Here is a 20,789-nt window from a genome sequence, read left to right on the forward strand (position 1 = left end):
CAAAGTCCCGCCATGGATCCGAAGGACAGACCAAGCCGCGCGACCGAAGCCTTTTTCGGTCGCCGGCGCGGCAAGGCCATGCGTCCGCAGCAGGCGGCCGCGCTGGAGAGCGGCTTCGGTACATATCGGCTCGATCTGGCGGCCGAGCCGCCGGCTGATCTCAGCGCTTTGTTTGAGACGGATGTCCGCGCGGTTCGCCTCGAGATTGGCTTCGGCGGCGGCGAGCATCTCCTGCATCGTGCGACCGAGGCCCCAGCGATCGGCTTTATCGGCGTCGAGCCCTTCGTCAACGGCATGGCCAAGATGATGATGGCGGTGCGCGAGAAACCGCTCGCCAATTTGCGGGTTTATGACGACGACGCCACAAGGCTGCTCGACTGGCTGCCGCAAGCCTCGCTCGACGGCATCGATCTGCTCTATCCCGATCCCTGGCCGAAGAAGAAACACTGGAAGCGGCGCTTCGTCAGCCCGGTCAATCTCGAGCGGTTCGCGCGTGTGCTGAAGCCTGGTTCAAAATTCCGCTTTGCGTCCGACATCGACACCTATGTCAACTGGACCCTGCTGCATTGCCGCGCGCATGGCGCGTTCGCATGGCAGGCTTGCGAGGCGGCGGACTGGCACCGGCCCTATGAAGGCTGGCCGGGCACCCGTTACGAGGTCAAGGCCATTCGTGAGGGCCGGCGGCCGGCCTATCTTACCTTCATTCGGAAATAAGCTTGCAGTCTTAGAGCAATTCCAGGAAAAGTGTGAAACGGTTTTCCGTCCGGAATTGCGTCAAAGCTAGAAGCGGCGGCCGATGCGATCGAAGGCGGCAGGCTCGACGCCGAGGTTGCGCAGGTCGTCGGCGCGCGGCCTGCGACCGGCTTCCACGGCCCGTGAAGCGGCCACGGCGCTGCCGAATACGGTGAAGAAGTCGCCTATTGCAGAAAATATCTTGCGATTGCTCATGATCATGTCCTTTCGCGCACGTGTGACCCACGGCCACATTTGTGCAGCGCAACATAGGTAGGTGCGTTTCGGCGCCAATCCCATGGGGGTCGCCGCATAGGCGCCATGCACCCCATGCAACGCTGGCGCGGGCCGCCTCGATGGCGGCGTTGCCCGACCAGCATAGCGGGCTTGAAACACAGGCCATGATCGTTTATATCAGCCTCAAATTCTTGGTCGGTATGACGAAGAGTGGGTCCACCCGGTCCCGCTCTTTTTTATTACCTGCCGATAACCTAGTAGAACGACAGGGCTTCAATGACTGCAACGGCAAGCGAGGGCGACGATCGCATCATCCGCGAAAGCGGCATCGATGCGCGCATCGCGCTGATCGTCCAGCCGGTCCTGCGTGGCATCGGCTTCCGCCTCGTGCGGGTGCATCTGTCGGGCCAGAACGGGCTGACGCTGCAGATCATGGCCGAACGCGAGGACGGCACCATGACCGTCGAGGATTGCGAAGAGGTCAGCCGCGCGGTGTCGCCGGCGCTCGACGTCGACGATCCGATCGAAAAGGCCTATCATCTTGAAGTCTCGTCGCCCGGCATCGACCGGCCGCTGGTCCGCAAATCGGATTTCACGACCTGGACGGGTCATCTGGTGAAGATGGAAACATCGATCGTCGTTGCCGACCGCAAGCGCTTCAAGGGCAAGATCGCCGAAGCCGGCGAAGACGATGTGCTGATCGAGCGCGACAAGGCCGCCTATGGCGAGGAGCCGACGGTGCGCGTCCCCTATGATGCGATTGCCGATGTGCGCTTGATCCTGACAGACGATCTTATCCGCGATGCCCTGTCGAAGGACAACAGGGCGCGCAAGGAAGCCAAGAAACGCCGCGGCGAACCGGACGACGACGAGTCGGGTGCGGAAGCGGACGCCACGGAAGAACACGAACAGGAACTATGATTGAGCTGCCGGGCGCAAAGGTCCGGCAAACAGGCTCGGGAGAAAAACGATGGTTGTAAGCGCCAACAGACTTGAATTGCTGCAGATCGCCGACGCGGTCGCGCGTGAAAAGTCGATCGACAAGTCGATCGTCATCGCCGCCATGGCCGATGCGATCCAGAAGGCGGCGCGCTCGCGTTACGGTCAGGAGACCAACATCCGCGCCGACATCAACCCGAACACCGGTGAGATGAAGCTGCAGCGGCTGATGGAAGTCGTCGAGAAGGTCGATGACTACGCCACGCAGATCGCCATTTCCTCGGCGCGCGAGCGCAATCCCGACGCTCAGCTCGGCGACTTCATCGCTGAACAGCTGCCGCCCATGGATTTCGGCCGCATCGCCGCCCAGTCGGCCAAGCAGGTCATCGTGCAGAAGGTCCGCGAGGCCGAACGCGACCGCCAGTATGACGAGTACAAGGACCGCATCGGCGAGATCGTCAACGGTACCGTCAAGCGCGTCGAATACGGCAACGTCATCGTCGATCTCGGCCGCGGCGAAGCGATCATCCGCCGCGATGAGCTGATCCCGCGCGAGAACTACAAATATGGCGACCGCGTCCGCGCCTATGTCTACGATGTGCGCCGCGAGCAGCGCGGCCCGCAGATCTTCCTGTCGCGTACTCATCCGCAGTTCATGGCCAAGCTGTTCACCATGGAAGTGCCGGAAATCTATGACGGCATCATCGAGATCAAGTCGGTCGCCCGCGACCCAGGTTCGCGCGCCAAGATCGCCGTCATCTCGCGCGACAGCTCGATCGATCCGGTCGGCGCCTGCGTCGGCATGCGCGGCAGCCGCGTCCAGGCCGTCGTCGGCGAATTGCAGGGCGAGAAGATCGACATCATTCCGTGGTCGCCTTCGGCGGCGTCCTTCATCGTCAACGCGCTGCAGCCGGCGGAAGTCGCCAAGGTCGTGCTCGACGAGGATGCCGAACGCATCGAAGTCGTGGTTCCCGACGACCAGCTGTCGCTGGCCATCGGCCGCCGCGGCCAGAACGTGCGCCTGGCTTCGCAGCTGACCGGTTGGGATATCGACATCCTGACCGAGGCCGAAGAATCCGAGCGCCGCCAGAAGGAATTCGTCGAGCGTTCGTCGCTGTTCATGGAAGCCCTCGACGTCGACGAGATGGTCGGCCAGGTGCTGGCCTCCGAAGGCTTCACCAGCGTCGAGGAAGTCGCTTATGTCGATTCCGGCGAGATCGCCTCGATCGACGGTTTCGACGAGGACACCGCTTCGGAAATCCAGACCCGCGCTCGCGAATATCTGGAGAAGATCGAGGCCGAGCACGATGACAAGCGCAAGGCGCTTGGTGTTTCGGACGAATTGCGCGAAATCCCCGGCGTCACCACCGCCATGATGGTGACGCTTGGCGAGGACGGCGTGAAGACGATCGAGGATTTCGCCGGCTATGCCGCCGACGACCTGACCGGCTGGAAGGAACGCAAGGACGGTGAGACCAAGGTCTATCCGGGCGTGCTGGCCAATCATGGCGTGACCCGCGCAGACGCCGAACAAATGGTTCTGGCCGCCCGCCTCAAGGCCGGCTGGATCACCGAAGACGAGCTTGCAGCCGAAGAAGTCTCGGCTGACGAAGCCGTTGGTGCGTGAGGTGAAACCGCATCGCACCGAACCCGCCCTTGGACGAGATGAACGATCGCACCTGCATCGTTACGCGCAAACAAGCCGAACCGGATGATCTGATCCGGTTTGTCGTCGGCCCGGATTCGGCCGTCGTTCCCGACATTAAGAGAAATCTGCCCGGCCGCGGTTGCTGGGTGAGCGCCGACCGCCTACATATCGACAAGGCTGCGGCGAAGAACCTCTTTGCCCGCGCCTTCAAGGCACAGGTGGTCGTGCCGCCCGATCTTGGCGGCATGATCGACGGGCTACTTTCCAGGCACGCTCTGGGCATGCTTGGTCTTGCCCGCAAGGCAGGCGCAATTTCGCTGGGTGCCACCAAGGTCGAAAGTGCTGTCCGCGGTGGATTGGCGCTTTTCGTGCTCCACGCGACCGAGGCGTCCGACGACGGCGTGCGCAAGATCAGCCAGGCGCGACGGGCGACAGTCCATCTCGGCGGGCCCGCTATCCTTGCCTACAAACTTTTCTCCGAGGCCGAGTTGAGCTTGGCATTGGGGGGTACAAATGTGATACATGCTGCCGTTCTCGCGGGAGACGCGGGCAGGGCGGTCCAGAAGCGCATGGTTGCGCTCGACCGGTATCGGGGCGGTTCCCCGGACGATCTGGCAATGCTTGCGGCTGTTGCTGACGAAGATGATGCCGCAGAGGATATGGAATGAGCGATACGAAATCGGGTGACGACAATACGCTGAGTGTGACGCCGAAGAAGACCTTGACGCTGAAGCGCCCCGGTATGGAACAGGGCACTGTGCGCCAGAACTTCTCGCACGGCCGCACCAAGCAGGTCGTCGTCGAAACCAAGAAGCGCAAGTTCTCGATGCCCGGCGACAAGCCGGAGCCTGTTGCCGCCCCCGTCTTCACACCGAAGCCGGCGGTCGTGGCCGCACCCGTCGTCGTGCCGGAAGCACCGAAGGCGCCACCACCGCCGCCGGCCCCGGTCGAACGCAGCGGTATGGTGCTGAACGAACTGTCGCGCAGTGAAATGGAAGCACGCCGCAGGGCGCTCGAGGGCTCGAAGGTTCGCGAGGTCGAGGACCGCCAGCGCGCCGCCGAGGATGCCAAGCGTCGCGCCGAGGACGAAGAGCGCCGCAAGCGCGAACGCGATGAATCCGCACGCCGCCAGGCCGAGGAAGAGGCGCGGTTGCAGACCGAGGCAGAATCCCGCCGTCGGGCTGAGGAAGAGGCCCGTCGACGCGCGCCATTGGCCGCCGAACTGGCAACAGTCGATGACGAGGAAGTGGCCAAGCCGAAACGTGTTGGTGCCGGCGCACCGGTGCGCCGTCCGGTCACGCCCGAAGTGGCGCGTCCGGCCAAGCCGACCAAGGCCGAGGAAGACCGCCGCCGCGGCAAGCTGACGCTGAATTCAGCATTGTCCGACGAAGACGCGCGAGCCCGGTCGCTGTCGTCGATGCGTCGCCGCCAGGAAAAATTCAAGCGCGCGATGCACAATGAGCCGCGCGAGAAAGTCATGCGCGAAGTGATCCTGCCAGAGACCATCACCATCCAGGAACTGGCGCAACGCATGTCCGAGCGCGCGGTCGACCTGGTCAAGTTCTTCATGAAGCAGGGCCAGATCCTGAAGCCGGGCGACGTCATCGACGCCGACACGGCCGAGCTGGTTGCCACCGAATTCGGCCACACGGTCCGCCGCGTCGCCGAGTCCGACATCGAGGAAGGCCTGTTCAACATCGCCGACAGTGCCGAGGACCTGGTTTCGCGTCCGCCGGTCGTGACGATCATGGGTCACGTCGATCACGGCAAGACCTCGCTGCTCGACGCGATCCGCAACGCCAATGTCGTCTCCGGCGAAGCCGGCGGCATCACCCAGCACATCGGCGCCTACCAGGTCGAGAAGAACGGTCACAAGATCACCTTCATCGACACGCCCGGCCACGCCGCCTTCACAGCGATGCGTGCTCGTGGCGCCCAGGCGACCGACATTGCCATCCTGGTGGTTGCGGCCGACGACAGCGTCATGCCGCAGACGATCGAATCGATCAGCCATGCCAAGGCGGCCGGCGTTCCGATCATCGTGGCGATCAACAAGATCGACAAGCATGATGCCGATCCGCAGAAAGTGCGCTCGGAGCTGCTGCGCCACGAGGTTTTCGTCGAATCCATGGGGGGTGAAGTTCTGGACGTCGAAGTGTCGGCGACCAAGGGCACCAATCTCGACAAACTGCTCGAGGCGATCCTGCTGCAGGCCGAAATTCTTGACCTGAAGGCCAATCCGGATCGTACCGCCGAAGGCGTCGTCATCGAAGCCCAGCTCGACAAGGGCCGTGGCCCCGTCGCCACCGTGCTGGTGCAGACCGGCACGCTGATGCCGGGCGACATCCTGGTTGCCGGCAACGAATGGGGCCGGGTGCGTGCGCTGGTCAACGATCGTGGCACGCAGATCAAGGAAGCGTCGCCGGCGATGCCGGTGGAAGTGCTTGGCTTGCAGGGCACCCCGCAGGCCGGCGACCGCTTCGCCGTGGTCAACAACGAGGCCCGTGCCCGCGAGATCACCGAATACCGCCAGCGTCTGGCGCGCGAGAAGGCGGTTGCCAAGCATGCCGGCCAGCGCGGTTCGCTCGAGCAGATGATGTCGCAATTGCAGACAAGCGGGCTGAAGGAATTCCCGCTGGTCATCAAGGGCGACGTGCAGGGCTCGATCGAGGCGATCAACGCCGCGCTCGACAAGCTCGGCACCGACGAGGTGCGTGCGCGCATCGTCCATGCCGGTGCCGGCGCCATCACCGAAAGCGATGTGTCGCTGGCGGAGACTTCGGGTGCCGCGATCATCGGCTTCAACGTCCGCGCCAACGTCCAGGCACGTGCCGCCGCAGCGGCGGCTGGCATCGAGATCCGCTACTACTCGATCATCTACAACCTCGTGGATGACGTGAAGGCGGCTCTGTCGGGCCTGCTGTCGCCGGAGCGTCGCGAGACCTTCATTGGCAACGCGCAGATCCTCGAGATCTTCGACATCACCAAGGTCGGCAAGATCGCCGGCTGCCGTGTCACCGAAGGCAAGGTCGAACGCGGTGCGGGGGTGCGCCTGATCCGCGACAACGTCGTCATCCACGAAGGGACGCTGAAGACGCTGAAGCGCTTCAAGGACGAAGTTTCGGAAGTCCCCGGCGGCCAGGAGTGCGGCATGGCCTTCCAGAACTACGAGGACATGCGCGTCGGCGACGTCATCGAGTGCTTCCGCGTCGAGATGGTGACCCGGACACTCTGAGTTCGAGTGACTTGTCCATACCGGGCGGTGGCCGAGAGGCCGCCGCCCGAGGTCTATTGAGAACGACCCATATGAGACATGCGGCACGGTCCCATCCCGCGCCTCACGCTTTCAGGATAGAGAAAAATGCCCCGTCCAACCACATCCAGCCCATCCCAGCGCATGCTGCGCGTCGCCGAACAGGTGCGCCATGCGCTATCCGAAACCCTGCAGCGCGGCGAGATCATCGATCCGCTGATCGAGAGCACTGTGGTGTCGGTTTCGGAAGTGCGCATGTCGCCCGATTTGAAGGTCGCTACCGCTTTCGTCTCGCCGCTCGGCGCCAAGGATACCGATGCGGTGGTCGAGGCGCTGAACAAGCATGCGAAATTCGTCCGTGGCCGTGTCTCCGGCGCGCTGCGGCAGATGAAGTTCATGCCGGAGTTCCGCTTCAAGCTCGACACCTCCTTCGACAACTTTGCCAGGATCAACGACCTGTTGAAATCGCCGGAAGTGGCGCGCGATCTGGGTCCTGAGGACCAGGAAAACCCGCACCAGGGCAAAGACGACAACAAGGACACCGAATAGTGGCGCGCCGCGGCAAGAAGAAGGGCCGGCCGATCTCGGGCTGGCTGATCCTGGACAAGCCGGTCGGCATGGGCTCGACCGAAGCCGTCTCCAAGATCAAATGGCTGTTCCAGGCCGAAAAGGCCGGCCATGCCGGCACGCTCGACCCGCTGGCGTCCGGTATGCTGCCGATCGCGCTTGGCGAGGCCACCAAGACCGTTCCCTACGTGCAGGACGGCGCAAAGATCTACCGCTTCACCGTTGCCTGGGGGCAGGAGCGCTCCACCGATGACCTCGAAGGTCCGGTGACGAAAGAGTCCGACCTGCGCCCGTCGCAAGCCCAAGTGCTCGCCCTGCTGCCGAAATACACTGGCGTCATCATGCAGACGCCGCCGCAATTCTCGGCCATCAAGATCGCGGGCGAGCGTGCCTATGATCTGGCCCGCGACGGCGCGACAGTCGACATACCCGCGCGCGAGATCGAGATCGGCCGTCTGGACGTTGTCGAGCATGGCGCCGACCATACTGTTTTCGAGGTCGAATGCGGCAAGGGCACCTATGTGCGCGCGCTGGCCCGCGACATGGGCCGCGACATGGGCTGTTTCGGCCACATTTCCGAATTGCGCCGGGTGGAGGTCGAGCCGTTCACGGCGGAGGATTTCGTCACCATTGCCGAACTGGAAGCCGCCCGTTTCGGTGTCCAGGACGAAGACAGCACGACGGACGTCACGGACGCAACGGAAGCCGCTGACACGACAGAGGCTGTCGACAAGGTGGAAGTACCAATCGACTTCGACGCCATCGATGCGCTTCTGGTCGATACATCGGCCGCCCTTGACTGCCTGCCGCAGATCGCCATCAGCGACGATGCGGCGACCAAGGTCCGCCTCGGCAATCCAGTCATCATCCGCGGCCGTGATGCACCGGTGGTAGCCGAGGAAGCCTGCGCCACGGCGCGCGGCAAGCTGGTCGCCATCGGTGCCATCGAGCAAGGCATGTTCAAGCCCAAGCGGGTCTTTGCCGGGTGACTCCTGTCGTCTAATGTCGAGGCGAGGACTCGCACGAGGGGCATATGGCAAAGGCTGAGACCGTGAAGACGCGGGCACCAGTGAAAACGCGGCGGCCGCCGGTCGGTGCGTCGCCCGGCACGCTGATCGCCGATCCCTCGGCGCGGCGCAGCGAACTCAGGCTGACGCTGATCTCGCCCGAAAAATTCAAGACTATCGAAAATGCCAGCATCGACGACCTCAACACCCATTGCGACAAGTGGCCGGTTATCTGGCTCGATTGTACCGGCCTCGCCAACATCCCGCTGATCGAGGAGATCGGCCGCATTTTCAGCCTGCATCCGCTGGCGCTGGAGGACGTCGTCAACACCGGCCAGCGGCCGAAGGTCGACTTTTTCGAGGATCATGCCTTCGTCGTCGTCAGGATGATCGACGACGTCGCCTCGCACCGCTATGAGCAGATCGCCGTCTTCTTCGGCAATAATTTCGTCGTCACCTTCCAGGAGCGTGAAGGCGATCCGTTCGATCCCGTGCGCAAGCGCATCGAAAGCTCAGCGCCCAACCGGTTGCGCGCGCGCGGTGCCGATTACCTCGCCTATGCGCTGATCGACGCCATCGTCGACAGCTACTTTCCGCCGATCGAGGCCGCCGGCGACATGGTCGACAGCATCGAGGACGAGATGCTGCATTCGCCGCACAAGCATCAGATGCGGCAGCTGCATGAATTGCGGCGCGACGCCAACGTGCTGAAAGGCGTGCTGTGGCCGATGCGCGATGCGCTGGCGACGCTGATCCGCAACGATGTGCCCTATGTGAAGGCCGAGACCAAGATCTTCCTCAACGACACGCTCGACCATGCGCTACGGTTGATCGAGCTGGTCGAAACCCAGCGCGACATGCTGACCGGCCTGATCGAGATGCACCTGTCGCTGAGCCAGGCGCGCACCAACGACGTCATCAGCTATCTCACCATCGTCTCGGTCATCTTCATGCCGCTCACCTTCCTGGTCGGCATCTGGGGCATGAATTTCGATCCGGAGTCTTCGCCCTGGAACATGCCGGAACTGAAGGCCTATTATGGCTATCCCTTGTCGCTGCTGTTCATGGCGCTTGTCGCGTTCGGGCTGATCGCCTTCTTCAAATGGAAGAAATGGCTTTGACAAGGCTAAAACCTGCCATTTTGGCCTGAAAAGCCGGCTTGTGAATTGGGCTGGTGTTTTCCGGGGAATTGCACTATATGCGCCGCAGCATAGCGCTATGACGTTTTGCTTGCACCGGCCCCTGCTGGACGACATCCCGGCTGAGGGCGACCCGTTTCCTCAAACAGATAAGGAAAAACACGATGTCGATTACTGCCGAGCGCAAACAGGAATTGATGGGTGAATTCGCAACCGCCAAGGGCGATACCGGGTCTCCGGAAGTCCAGGTGGCCATCCTTTCCGAGCGCATCAAGAACCTGACCGACCATTTCAAGGACCACAAGAAGGATAACCATTCCCGCCGTGGTCTGCTTGCTCTCGTCTCCCAGCGCCGCAGCCTGCTTGATTATCTCAAGCGCAAGGACGACGCGCGCTACCAGACGCTGATCGAGAAGCTCGGTCTGCGCCGTTGACGAATTGACCGGCGGGCTTTCGAAGGAGAGCCCGCCGGTCGCGCATTCTGCCAGTCGCATCGACTGGCCAGACCCGGTTTCGATCGTGCAGAGGGCACTCGAAACCGCCCATGGACGGTCATGGGGCAGGATTGCAGGACGCTCGCGCGCGCACCGCGCCGAAATCACCCGAGCTTCCCGTTGTCTTGCCCGTGGCTGCCCGAGAAAGGAAGCCAGGGAAAGGGCATCCGCGCACCGTGAAACGGCGCGGCCCTTTCCTCATATTAAGGACAAGACATGTTCAATCACCACAAAGTGGAAATCGAATGGGGCGGCCGTCCGCTCATCCTCGAAACCGGCAAGATCGCACGCCAGGCTGACGGCGCGGTGCTCGCCACCTACGGCGAGACCAAGGTTCTCGCCACCGTCGTTTCGATGAAGGAGCCGAAGCCCGGCCTCGATTTCTTCCCACTGACCGTCAACTACCAGGAAAAGACCTACGCCGCCGGCAAGATCCCGGGTGGCTATTTCAAGCGTGAAGGCCGTCCGAGCGAGAAGGAAACGCTGGTTTCCCGCCTCATCGACCGCCCGATCCGCCCGCTCTTCGCCTCCGGCTACAAGAACGACACCCAGATCGTCGTCACCGTCGTCCAGCACGATCTCGAGAACGATCCGGACATCCTGTCGATCGTTGCCACTTCGGCCGCCCTGACGCTCTCCGGCGTTCCCTTCATGGGCCCGATCGGCGGCGCTCGCGTCGGCTATATCAACGGCGAATATGTGCTCAACCCGCATGTCGACGAGATGCAGGAATCGAAGCTCGATCTGATCGTCGCCGGCACCACAGATGCCGTGCTGATGGTCGAGTCCGAAGCCAAGGAACTCGGCGAAGAGCTGATGCTCGGCGCGGTCATGTTCGGCCACAAGGGCTTCCAGCCGGTTATCGACGCCATCATCAAGCTGGCCGAAGTTGCCGCCAAGGAGCCGCGCGACTTCACCGCGCCGGACTATTCCGCGCTTGAAGCCGAGATGCTGAAGATCGTCGGCGACGAACTCAGCAATGCCTACAAGAACGTCGACAAGCAGAAGCGTTACGCCGCCGTCGACGCCGTCAAGGCGAAGGTCAAGGCAGCGTTTGCCCCGGCCGAAGGTGAAGACGCCAAATACACTTCCGAGCAGATCGGCAGCGTGTTCAAGGAACTCCAGGCCAAGGTCGTGCGCTGGAACATCCTGGACACCGGTTCGCGCATCGACGGTCGTGACCTGAGCACGGTTCGCAAGATCGTCTCCGAAGTCGGCGTTCTGCCGCGCACCCATGGTTCGGCGCTGTTCACCCGCGGCGAGACCCAGGCGCTGGTCGTTGCCACGCTCGGCACCGGCGAGGACGAGCAGTATGTCGATTCGCTGACCGGCATGTACAAGGAGAAGTTCCTCCTTCACTACAACTTCCCTCCCTATTCCGTCGGTGAGACCGGCCGCATGGGTTCGCCGGGTCGTCGCGAAATCGGCCATGGCAAGCTCGCCTGGCGCGCCATTCGCCCGATGCTGCCGAGCGCTGACCAGTTCCCCTACACGCTGCGCGTCGTCTCGGAGATCACCGAGTCCAACGGTTCGTCGTCGATGGCCACTGTCTGCGGCACCTCGCTGGCGCTGATGGATGCCGGCGTGCCGCTGGCCAAGCCCGTCGCCGGTATCGCCATGGGCCTGATCAAGGAAGGCGAGCGTTTCGCCGTTCTCTCCGACATCCTCGGTGACGAAGATCACCTCGGCGATATGGACTTCAAGGTCGCCGGCACCGCCAGCGGCATCACCTCGCTGCAGATGGATATCAAGATCGAAGGCATCACCGAGGAGATCATGAAGATCGCGCTGGACCAGGCCAAGGATGGCCGCCAGCACATCCTCGGCGAGATGGCGCATGCTCTGACCGGCGCGCGTTCGGAACTGGGTGAGTTCGCACCGCGCATCGAAGTGATGCACATCCCGACCGACAAGATCCGTGACGTGATCGGCTCGGGCGGCAAGGTCATCCGCGAGATCGTCGAAAAGACCGGCGCCAAGATCAACATCGAGGACGACGGCACGGTCAAGATCGCTTCGTCCAACGCCAAGGAGATCGAGGCGGCGAAGAAGTGGATCCACACCATCGTCGCCGAGCCGGAAGTCGGCGAGATTTACGAAGGTACGGTCGTCAAGACCGCGGACTTCGGCGCTTTCGTCAACTTCTTCGGTCCGCGTGATGGCCTCGTCCACATCTCGCAGCTTGCCAACGACCGGGTCGCCAAGACCTCGGACGTGGTCAAGGAAGGCGATAAGGTCTGGGTCAAGCTGATGGGCTTCGACGAGCGCGGCAAGGTCCGCCTGTCGATGAAGGTCGTCGACCAGGCCACCGGCAAAGAACTCGCCCGCGACAAGAAGACCGAAGGCGAAGAAAACGCCGCCTGATTGGTCTGAGACCATGAATCGAAACGGGCGCGGCTTATGTCGCGCCCGTTTTCATTTTAGCTCCGTTTTCACTTTCAGATCGTCTAGACAGGTCGAGATCGAACAATGTCCGCCGAGCCGTTGAAGACGCTTTTCCATCCCTTTGAGGCCGAGGCTGTTGCTTTGCCGGTAAAGGGCGAGCGCGTGCTGTTTCTCGGCGCTGAGCCAGGATTTCGCCTGCCTGAAGGCTTCGAGGCGACGCTTCACCTCGTGCAAGGCTTCCGGCCGGATTTTCGTGCGTTGCAGGCCTCCGGCGTCACCGCGCAACCGGAAGGCGGCGGCTTCGATATGGCACTTGTGCTGGCCGGCCGGCATCGCGGCCTGAACGAGGTGCGCATCGCCGATGCGCTTGAGCGCGTGGCGCCTGGCGCCTTGGTCGTCATTGCCGGCGGCAAGGATGACGGCATTGCCAGCCTGCGCAAGCGCGTTGACGAACTTGTCCCCCTTGAGGGCCATCTGCCGAAATATCACGGCATCGCCTTCTGGTTACGCCGTCCCGCGGATCTCGCCGTCGCGGAAGAACTGCGCGCCGCCAATCCCGCTCTGCTGGTTGAAAACCGGTTCCGCACCGCGCCCGGCATGTTTTCCTTCGACCGGATCGATACCGGCTCCAAATTGCTGGTCGAGAACCTGCCCAATGATCTGCGGGGCAGCGTTGCCGATTTCTGCGCCGGCTGGGGGTATCTGGCTGCCGAGATCGCCGCCTGCTCCCCCGGCGTTCAGGCGCTCGACCTCTATGAGGCCGATTTCGCCTCGCTCGAAGCCGCAAAGCTCAATCTGACAGGGGTCACCCAGTCGATCGCCAGAAACTTCTTCTGGATCGATCTGCTGAAGGAACCGGTCGAGAAGCGTTACGACGCGATCGCCATGAACCCGCCCTTTCACCGCAGCCGGGCGGCCGAGCCGGAGATCGGCGCCGGCATGATCCGCGCGGCGGCCAAGGCCTTGAAACCAGGTGGGCGGCTGTTCATGGTCGCCAACCGCCAGCTTCCCTATGAGCCGATCCTGGCGGCCGCTTTTTCGAGCCATGCCGAACTCGCTCGCGACGGCATGTTCAAGGTGCTTGTCGCTCGTCGTTGAAGCATGATCCCGAAAAGTGGATACCGGTTTTCGGAAAAGGTCATGCTCAGACGAAAACAGACATCGCGTCGCACTCAATGCAGATTGGCGACGCGCCGGACCTCATCGGTGACATGCGCGTCGCCGATCCTGATCTTGAGGGGGGCGGGCCTGCCGTAAAGATAGCCTTGCACCACCTCGCAGCCGGCTGCCCTGAGCAGCGTCGCCTGGCTTTCGGTCTCGACGCCTTCGGCAATGATGCTGACCCCGAGCGCGCGCGAAAGCCCGACGATCGTCGAGACGACCGCGCCGGAGCTGGAGTCGGTGTCGAGGCGGCTGACGAAGGACCGGTCGATCTTCAGCTTGCCGAATGAGAAATCGATCAAGTAGCTCAAATTGGAATAGCCGGTACCGAAATCGTCGACGGCGACCGAGATGCCCATATCCGCAAGCTCCTTCAGGATGGCGGCGGCGCGGTCGCGGTCCTGCATCATCGCCGTCTCGGTCACTTCCAGCTCCAGCCGCGACGGCTTGATGCCGGTGCTCGTCATAGTGTCGCGCACGATGCCGACGAAGTCCTTGGTCATGAACTGGACGGGCGAGATGTTGACGGCGACGAAGCAATCATCGGGCAGATGCTGTGCGTCGCTGCAGGCTTTGCGCAGCACCCATTCGCCGATCGGGCCGATCATGCCGGTTTCCTCGGCGATCGGAATGAACTCCATCGGCGGGATCATGCCGCGTTCCGGATGCCGCCAGCGGATAAGCGCTTCATACCCGACGATGCGGCCGGTCGGGAGATCGAGCTGCGGCTGGTAATGAAGGTCGAAGTCACCACGCTCGAAGGCTATATGCAGTTCGGATTCGATCCATTGGCGATGGTCGGCGACCCTGCCCATTTCGGCATGGAAGACCGACCAGTTGCCGACGCCGCTGGCGCGCGCGTTCTGCAGCGCCAGATTGGAGCGGCGCAGGATGAGGACCGGATCGACGCCGTCCTTTGGCATCGCCACGATGCCGACCGACAGGCTGACCGATTGCAGGTGCGTACCGAGATCATAGGGCTCCATCATCTCGTCGATGAGCCTCTCGACGGTGCTTTCCAGCGATCCGGACACCTGATTGTCGGGCAGCAGGATCGCGAATTCACCGGCGCCGATGCGTCCGATCAGCGCGCGCGGCGGCACGCACGTCTTCAAGCGCTTGGTGAAGGCGCGGATCAACTCGTCGCCCTGGCTGTAGCCGATGGCGTCATTGATCTGCTTGAACCGGTCGATGTCGATATCGATGAGGAACATCGGCTCGCCGGTCCGGCTGGTCGCGCATGCCGCCTCGGCAATCTTGCCGACCATCGCCGGGCGTGCCACCAGGCCGGTCAGCTTGTCGAAATGGGTTTCCGTGAAGACGAAATCCGCCGATTCATCGACGCCGGCGAAGAAGGACATCGCGGCGACCGATGCCGCCAGTGCGCAAAGAGCGGCCATCACCGAGACCATCATGTCCGCGGAGATGCCGACAAAACCATCGCCGAGGCCGAGCTTCAAGCCCCAGAGCCCGAGGACGAAACTGCCGAGACCCGAACTCGCTATGGTGAGCAGTCGGAACACCGGTGTTCGCTTCGGGTTGCTGACGGCGAGCATTGAAAGTTCCCCTGAGTACGGGGCTTTCTAGCGGATATCTCCTTAAAATGAGTTTCCGCGAATGAATCCAATTTTACTGGACCGAAAGTATTTCTTGAGCGGATCAATACGCCTAGCGCTGAAACGGATTCAGTTGGCGCGCTTTAAGCTTCGTGTCTTCAATGTCGCCATTCCAAAACCGCCGCGCACCTTTGGGCGACAGGCGTTAGTCTCGTCCGCCGTCGGTCTGCTTCAATTCGTCGAGTGTCGGCATGGAAACGATGTGATAGCCGGAATCGACATAGTGGATCTCGCCGGTAACCCCGGAAGACAGATCCGACAACAGATAAAGTGCCGAGCCGCCGACCTCGTCGATGGTCACCGTGCGGCGCAGCGGCGAGTTTCGCTGCTGGTAGGAGAACATATGGCGCGCATCGGAAATACCGGCGCCGGCGAGCGTGCGCACGGGTCCAGCCGATATGCCGTTCACCCTGATGCCGCGCGGACCGTAATCGTTGGCGAGGTAGCGGACACTCGCCTCCAGCCCTGCCTTGGCGACGCCCATGACATTGTAGTTCGGCATGACGCGGACGGAGCCCGCATAGGTCAGCGTGATCATCGATCCGCCGTCCTGCATCAAGGTGGCTGCATGGCGGGCGACCTCGGTGAAGGAGTAGCAAGAGATCACCATGGTACGGACGAAATTGTCCCGGCTGGTGTCGGCGTAGAGGCCTTTCAACTCGTTCTTGTCGGAAAAGCCGATGGCGTGGACGATGAAATCCAGCCCGCCCCATTCCTTGCCCAGGGTCTCGAATGTGGCGGCGACCGAAGCGCTGTCCTCGACGTCGCACGGCACCACCAGCGAGGCGCCGAGCTTGTCGGCCAGCGGCTTGACCCGGCGTCCGAAGGCATCGCCCTGATAGGTGAAGGCGAGTTCCGCCCCATGTTCGGACAATTTCCGGGCAATTCCCCAAGCGATCGAATGATCGTTGGCGACACCCATGACAAGCCCGCGCTTGCCCTTCATCAATCCGTCCATGGCCGGCAAATCCTTATGCGGAATAGCGCTGGAAAACGAGCGTGGCGTTGGTGCCGCCGAAGCCGAACGAATTGGACAAGACAGTATCGATCCTGGCGTCGTCGATGCGCTTTCGCACGATCGGCATGCCCTCGAATTCGGGGTCGAGGGTCTCGATATGGGCGCTTTCGCCGATGAAGCCGCCCTGCATCATCAGGATCGAATAGATGGATTCCTGCACGCCGGCCGCGCCCAGCGAATGGCCGGTCAGCGACTTCGTCGAGGTGATATACGGCATCTCTGGGCCGAACACCTCGCGGATCGCTCCCATTTCCTTGGAATCTCCCACCGGCGTCGAGGTGCCATGGGTGTTGATGTAGTCGACCGGTGTGGAAACCGTGGCCAGCGCCTGGCGCATGCAGCGGACCGCGCCCTCGCCTGAAGGAGCAACCATGTCGTAGCCATCCGACGTCGCGCCATAGCCGACGATCTCGGCATAGATCTTGGCGCCGCGCGCCTTGGCATGCTCAAGCTCTTCCAGCACCAGCACCCCGGCGCCGCCAGCGATGACGAAGCCGTCGCGATTGGCGTCATAGGCGCGGGAAGCGGTCGATGCCTTGTCGTTGAATTTCGACGACATCGCGCCCATGGCGTCGAACAGGTCCGACATCGTCCAGTCGAGATCCTCGTGGCCGCCGGCAAAGATGATGTCCTGCTTGCCCCACTGGATCAATTCATAGCCATTGCCGATGCAGTGCGCTGAGGTCGAACAGGCCGACGAGATCGAGTAGTTGACGCCGTGGATCTTGAACCAGGTGGCAAGCGTCGCCGATGCGGTTGATGACATTGCCTTCGGCACCGCGAACGGACCGATGCGCTTGGGACTGCCATTCTTCAGCGTCGTTTCGGCAGCTTCGACGATGGTGCGGGTGGATGGTCCGCCCGATCCCATGACGATGCCGGTGCGTTCATTGGTGATGTCGCTCTCGCCGAGGCCCGCATCCGCGATGGCCTGATCCATGGCGACATGGTTCCAGGCAGCCCCCTGGCTCAGGAAGCGCATCGCACGGCGGTCGATCATGGCCGATGGATCGAGCGTCGGCGCTCCCCAGACCTGGCAACGGAAGCCGTGTTCGGCGAAGGAATCCGAGAAGCTGATGCCGGATCTGGCGTCATGCAGAGAGGTCTGCACCTCGTTGGCATTGTTGCCGATCGACGACACAACGCCGATGCCTGTGACTACGACACGTCTCATTCGCAACTCCTTCCAAGGATGCTGGCCAGAGAGCTGGCCAGGGATGCCGGTCAGCCAACCGCCGACTGCTTGGACAGACCGACTTTCAAATCCGTTGCCGCGTATATGGGTTCGCCATCCGCCTTCAGCCAGCCATCGGCGATGCCGAGCACCAGCCGGCCCCGCATCACGCGCTTGAAGTCGATGCCATATTCGACCTTCTTCACCGAGGGCGTGACCATGCCCTTGAATTTCACTTCACCGGTCGACAGCGCCATCCCCTTGCCGGGTTCGCCCAGCCAGCCAAGATAGAAGCCCGTCAATTGCCACATGGCGTCGAGGCCGAGGCACCCCGGCATGATCGGATTGCCGATGAAATGGCAGGCAAAGAACCACAGGTCCGGCTTGATGTCGAACTCCGCGCGGATGAAACCCTTCTCGAAGGCGCCGCCCGTCTCGCTGATCTCGGTGATGCGGTCGAACATCAGCATCGGCGGATAAGGAAGCTGGGCGTTGCCCGGTCCGAACAGTTCGCCGCGGGCGCAGGCCAGCAATTCGTCGTACTCGTAGCTGGATTTACCCGCCATCAATCTCATCCCATATCGTTCCGGGCTATCGGGTGCCCTTGTAGTTGGTTTCCTAACACAATCTGTTTCAGGCCGGAAACCGGCGTTTGCGCTTAGCCTGCTCGTCTGCCTGGGTCAATGCGCGCTATTGATCGCATTCGGACGACAGAATATATGTCCTGAGAGGTCCGGTTTCGGCAGACGTTCATTTTTTTGCCATTCTGGGCGTGTCTTGGGGCGGAACTGTGGGGTTCGACGAGAAGATGGACCTGGACGGCCGGAAGGAAAATGTCGCTGTGGACAAGCGGGTCCGTGAAGCCGGCCTGAGGCCGACGCGTCAGCGCATTGCGCTGGCCGATCTGCTTTTCGCCAAGGGCGACCGGCATCTGTCGGCCGAGGAACTGCACGAGGAGGCGGTTGCCGCCGGCGTGCCGGTGTCGCTGGCCACCGTCTACAATGCCCTTCACCAGTTTACCCAGGCGGGACTTTTGCGCATCCTCGCCGTCGAGGGCGCGAAAACCTATTTCGACACCAACACCTCCGACCACCACCATTTCTACATCGAAGGCGAAAACCGCATATTCGACATCGACAGCGGTCCGGTGACGGTTGCCAACCTGCCGGAGCCTCCGGAAGGGATGGAGATCGCCAATGTCGACATCGTGGTGAGGCTGCGCCCCAAACGCCGCGAATGACCGGCGAGGCCCCCTGACCGTGCCCGCGCTGTTGCTGCTCGCCGGGCACATGTGGGGCAATGCGATGGCGGTTGCTGATCTGGATCGCCCACATCGCCATCGACCGTGCGCTGGGCTATGGCCTGAAGCTGTCGACCGGCTTTCCGGACACCATCTCGGCCGCATCGGGACTAGATGACCACGCCTGATGCAGGCGGCCGGACCGCTCATGGCTCCGCTAGATATCGCCTCCCGACACCGGCATCGTGGAAACCGTCTCGAGCATTCGCTCCGTCGCGTCGAACAGTTCATGGGCGAGACCAAAAAGCCGGGGATATGGCGAGAACACCAAAATCGGGTTCAAGGCGCAGACCGTCACGCCGGCTGCTTGTTCGCTGACCACGAACTTGAACGGCGCTTCGGGCACGGCGCCAGGATCGGTCAGCAACAGGCGCGCCATGTATCGCGGGTGGAACCAAAGCAGTTGACGGAGCCGAATGGTGGAGATCCCGCCTTTCCTGAGCAGGGCCTGCGGATCGATCTCATGGATGATCCATAGCTCGGCAGCAGCGATGGCGTCGCGAAGCCGTTGCAGTGTCTCATCGAAACCATAGCTGGAGGAAACGACGATCTGGTGACGCGGAATGGTCGCCATCGAACTCGGATCGAGGGTCACGAGGTCAGTCATTGAGAAGCACTGTCCGTGGAAAGTCGAGTTCTGGCTGGGCGAAGTGATTGAGGATGTTGGAATAGAAGTTGAGTGCGACATGCGCGATCACCTCTGCCAGTTCCTCGTCGTCGAGCCCCGCGGCCCTGGCGGCGCCGAATGCCTGGTCGGTGACGGCTCCGCGGCTACGCGCCACATCCGCAGCCAACGCCAGCGTGGCCGCCACTCTGGCATCGCTTGAATCGCCCCTGCGATTTAGCTCCAATTCCGTATCGGAGATGCCGATCTTGGATCCGCGAAATGCGTGGGCCGAAACGCAGTATTCGCAGCGGTTCACCTCAGCAGTTATCAGGGCGATCTGCTCGCGCAATTTCGAACTGAGACGGCCGCTCTGCAGCGACTCGCGAAATTGCAGATAACCTTTGAGAGCGACCGGAGAGTTGGCCAGGACGCGATAGAGGTTCGGGACGCGTCCGAGCTGGCGTCGCGTTTCCGCCAGAAGCTTGCCGGCTTCCGTGTCGGAATCTTCGTTTATTGGCGATAGGCGAGACATCTAATCATTCTCCTTCCGGGTCAGCCGGCAACCGCCGTGCTTCGTCGGAATCCATATGACTCGACGAGGAGCATTTGGAAATGTCATAGTAGCTGTCTCTATGATATGAGTACGAAATGAAGCATCTTGCCATCGAACAGCTTCGCAGCTTCGTGCTTGTTGCCGACTGCGAGAGCTTCACCACCGCGGCCGATCTTCTCGGGACCACCCAGTCGGCGATCAGCCTGCGGGTCCGCAAGCTCGAGCAAGCGATGGAGCGGCGTCTCCTGGCGCGGACGCCGCGCGCGGTTTCGCTGACGCCCGAAGGCGCGCGGTTCCTTGCTTCGGCGCGGCAGGTCCTCGAGGCTCATGACCGGGCCGTGGCTACATTCGATGCTGGCACGCAAACCACCACGCTCCGGGCGGCCATCGGCGATCACGCCGCCGGTGCGCTTCTGGAGTCGGCGTTTGGGCGTCTGAGCCAAGTCTTTCCGGAATTGCTGCTGGAAGTGTCGGTGGGTCTCTCAGCCGAGATGCAGGCCCGCTACGACGCAGGCAAGGCCGATTTTGCCGTCGTGCGCATGGATATCAGCCGGCGCCAGGGCATCCCGCTCTACCGAGACCAGCTTGTCTGGTGTGCAAGGTCGCCTGACGTCTGGCGGTCGTCTGCCGCGTTGCCGCTGTTGGCATTGCCCGGATCCTGCACCGTCCGACTGGCAGCGGAACGCGCGCTCGATGGCAGCAATACCGCCTGGCGCCTCGCCTTCACCGGCGGTTCGGTGACCGCGTTGCAATCGGCCGCCAGCGCGGGCCTGGGAGTGGCGGCGATCGGGCAGAGCCAGGTACCGGCCGATTGCGTGATACTGAACCGGTCGCATGGATTGCCGGATTTGCCAGCCAGCCGGATTACGCTCCTGACACGGTTGAGCAACCCGCTGAGAGGCGCAATCGCTGCCGCTTTCGCAGCGGACGCGAGCGATCGGCGGCGTGAATGACAATGC

The 20,789-nt window shown here is 62.4% G+C and carries 21 protein-coding genes; 14 read left to right on the forward strand and 7 right to left on the reverse strand.

Translation table 11 applies throughout. The features are described 5' to 3' along the window. Nucleotides 1-12 precede the first annotated feature (12 nt). Nucleotides 13-714, forward strand: coding sequence for a tRNA (guanine(46)-N(7))-methyltransferase TrmB (trmB, locus tag NKJ00_RS21210; protein ID WP_352631047.1), 702 nt, complete (start codon nucleotides 13-15; stop codon nucleotides 712-714). A gap of 66 nt (nucleotides 715-780) precedes the next feature. Here trmB and NKJ00_RS21215 read toward each other — a convergent pair whose 3' ends face one another. Further along, nucleotides 781-948 (reverse strand): hypothetical protein, encoded by a 168-nt coding sequence (locus NKJ00_RS21215; protein WP_013527898.1) that lies wholly within the window; start codon nucleotides 946-948, stop codon nucleotides 781-783. Nucleotides 949-1,245: 297 nt separating this feature from the next. On the opposite strand from NKJ00_RS21215, the gene rimP reads away from it, so the two are divergent. The 10 genes from rimP (at nucleotide 1,246) to NKJ00_RS21265 (ending at nucleotide 13,499) form a co-directional block, all read left to right on the forward strand. Further along, on the forward strand, nucleotides 1,246-1,890 hold the full coding sequence (gene rimP / locus NKJ00_RS21220) for a ribosome maturation factor RimP (protein WP_013527897.1): 645 nt from the start codon (nucleotides 1,246-1,248) through the stop codon (nucleotides 1,888-1,890). 49 nt (nucleotides 1,891-1,939) lie between these two features. Beyond that, nucleotides 1,940-3,535, forward strand: a complete 1,596-nt coding sequence (gene nusA, locus NKJ00_RS21225) for a transcription termination factor NusA (RefSeq protein ID WP_013527896.1) — start codon at nucleotides 1,940-1,942, stop codon at nucleotides 3,533-3,535. 38 nt (nucleotides 3,536-3,573) lie between these two features. Next, on the forward strand, nucleotides 3,574-4,224 hold the full coding sequence (locus NKJ00_RS21230; protein ID WP_023811407.1) for an RNA-binding protein: 651 nt from the start codon (nucleotides 3,574-3,576) through the stop codon (nucleotides 4,222-4,224). Continuing rightward, nucleotides 4,221-6,791 (forward strand): translation initiation factor IF-2, encoded by a 2,571-nt coding sequence (infB, locus tag NKJ00_RS21235; RefSeq protein ID WP_352631049.1) that lies wholly within the window; start codon nucleotides 4,221-4,223, stop codon nucleotides 6,789-6,791. Before NKJ00_RS21230 ends, infB begins: the two co-directional genes overlap by 4 nt. A gap of 126 nt (nucleotides 6,792-6,917) precedes the next feature. Beyond that, the gene (gene rbfA, locus NKJ00_RS21240) at nucleotides 6,918-7,358 is read left to right on the forward strand and encodes a 30S ribosome-binding factor RbfA (protein ID WP_352631051.1); all 441 of its coding nucleotides are present in this window, start codon (nucleotides 6,918-6,920) and stop codon (nucleotides 7,356-7,358) included. Further along, nucleotides 7,358-8,365 (forward strand): tRNA pseudouridine(55) synthase TruB, encoded by a 1,008-nt coding sequence (truB, locus tag NKJ00_RS21245; protein WP_023811404.1) that lies wholly within the window; start codon nucleotides 7,358-7,360, stop codon nucleotides 8,363-8,365. Before rbfA ends, truB begins: the two co-directional genes overlap by 1 nt. A 44-nt stretch (nucleotides 8,366-8,409) precedes the next feature. After that, nucleotides 8,410-9,504 (forward strand): magnesium/cobalt transporter CorA, encoded by a 1,095-nt coding sequence (gene corA / locus NKJ00_RS21250; RefSeq protein WP_352631053.1) that lies wholly within the window; start codon nucleotides 8,410-8,412, stop codon nucleotides 9,502-9,504. A 140-nt stretch (nucleotides 9,505-9,644) separates the two neighbouring features. After that, nucleotides 9,645-9,956, forward strand: a complete 312-nt coding sequence (gene rpsO / locus NKJ00_RS21255; RefSeq protein WP_269470859.1) for a 30S ribosomal protein S15 — start codon at nucleotides 9,645-9,647, stop codon at nucleotides 9,954-9,956. Between the two features lie 276 nt (nucleotides 9,957-10,232). Then, nucleotides 10,233-12,380: a polyribonucleotide nucleotidyltransferase gene (gene pnp, locus NKJ00_RS21260; protein WP_023811402.1), complete on the forward strand. Its 2,148-nt coding sequence runs from the start codon at nucleotides 10,233-10,235 to the stop codon at nucleotides 12,378-12,380. Nucleotides 12,381-12,485: 105 nt separating this feature from the next. Then, nucleotides 12,486-13,499 carry a class I SAM-dependent methyltransferase gene (locus tag NKJ00_RS21265; protein WP_352610751.1) on the forward strand — a complete coding sequence of 338 codons (1,014 nt, stop codon included), beginning with the start codon at nucleotides 12,486-12,488 and terminating at the stop codon, nucleotides 13,497-13,499. A 74-nt stretch (nucleotides 13,500-13,573) separates the two neighbouring features. On the opposite strand, the gene NKJ00_RS21270 is transcribed toward NKJ00_RS21265, so the two are convergent. The 4 genes from NKJ00_RS21270 to fabA all read right to left on the reverse strand — a co-directional run bounded on the left by NKJ00_RS21270 (nucleotide 13,574) and on the right by fabA (nucleotide 17,936). Beyond that, on the reverse strand, nucleotides 13,574-15,118 hold the full coding sequence (locus NKJ00_RS21270) for a putative bifunctional diguanylate cyclase/phosphodiesterase (protein WP_352610750.1): 1,545 nt from the start codon (nucleotides 15,116-15,118) through the stop codon (nucleotides 13,574-13,576). 205 nt (nucleotides 15,119-15,323) lie between these two features. Continuing rightward, nucleotides 15,324-16,136: an enoyl-ACP reductase FabI gene (gene fabI, locus NKJ00_RS21275; protein WP_023811399.1), complete on the reverse strand. Its 813-nt coding sequence runs from the start codon at nucleotides 16,134-16,136 to the stop codon at nucleotides 15,324-15,326. A gap of 13 nt (nucleotides 16,137-16,149) precedes the next feature. Then, entirely contained in the window at nucleotides 16,150-17,370 is a 1,221-nt protein-coding gene (gene fabB, locus NKJ00_RS21280; protein ID WP_352631055.1) for a beta-ketoacyl-ACP synthase I, read from the reverse strand. 50 nt (nucleotides 17,371-17,420) lie between these two features. After that, entirely contained in the window at nucleotides 17,421-17,936 is a 516-nt protein-coding gene (fabA, locus tag NKJ00_RS21285) for a 3-hydroxyacyl-[acyl-carrier-protein] dehydratase FabA (protein ID WP_013527885.1), read from the reverse strand. 242 nt (nucleotides 17,937-18,178) lie between these two features. Between fabA and irrA the strand changes: the two genes are divergently transcribed. Beyond that, the gene (gene irrA / locus NKJ00_RS21290) at nucleotides 18,179-18,610 is read left to right on the forward strand and encodes an iron response transcriptional regulator IrrA (RefSeq protein ID WP_024503471.1); all 432 of its coding nucleotides are present in this window, start codon (nucleotides 18,179-18,181) and stop codon (nucleotides 18,608-18,610) included. A 59-nt stretch (nucleotides 18,611-18,669) separates the two neighbouring features. Beyond that, the gene (locus NKJ00_RS21295; protein ID WP_245486205.1) at nucleotides 18,670-18,798 is read left to right on the forward strand and encodes a DUF4260 family protein; all 129 of its coding nucleotides are present in this window, start codon (nucleotides 18,670-18,672) and stop codon (nucleotides 18,796-18,798) included. Nucleotides 18,799-18,827: 29 nt separating this feature from the next. Here the strand turns inward: NKJ00_RS21295 and NKJ00_RS21300 are convergent, their stop codons facing one another. Both NKJ00_RS21300 and NKJ00_RS21305 read right to left on the reverse strand, forming a co-directional pair. After that, nucleotides 18,828-19,244 carry a DUF302 domain-containing protein gene (locus NKJ00_RS21300; RefSeq protein WP_164892952.1) on the reverse strand — a complete coding sequence of 139 codons (417 nt, stop codon included), beginning with the start codon at nucleotides 19,242-19,244 and terminating at the stop codon, nucleotides 18,828-18,830. A gap of 25 nt (nucleotides 19,245-19,269) precedes the next feature. Continuing rightward, nucleotides 19,270-19,809, reverse strand: coding sequence for a carboxymuconolactone decarboxylase family protein (locus NKJ00_RS21305; RefSeq protein ID WP_023811394.1), 540 nt, complete (start codon nucleotides 19,807-19,809; stop codon nucleotides 19,270-19,272). Between the two features lie 116 nt (nucleotides 19,810-19,925). Here NKJ00_RS21305 and NKJ00_RS21310 point away from each other — a divergent pair, with 116 nt between their 5' ends. Then, a complete protein-coding gene (locus NKJ00_RS21310) occupies nucleotides 19,926-20,783 on the forward strand; it encodes a LysR family transcriptional regulator (protein ID WP_352554688.1) in 858 nt (285 codons plus the stop codon). The last annotated feature ends 6 nt before the right edge of the window (nucleotides 20,784-20,789 follow it).

The organism is Mesorhizobium sp. M0227, assembly GCF_040321855.1.
Taxonomy (GTDB): domain Bacteria; phylum Pseudomonadota; class Alphaproteobacteria; order Rhizobiales; family Rhizobiaceae; genus Mesorhizobium.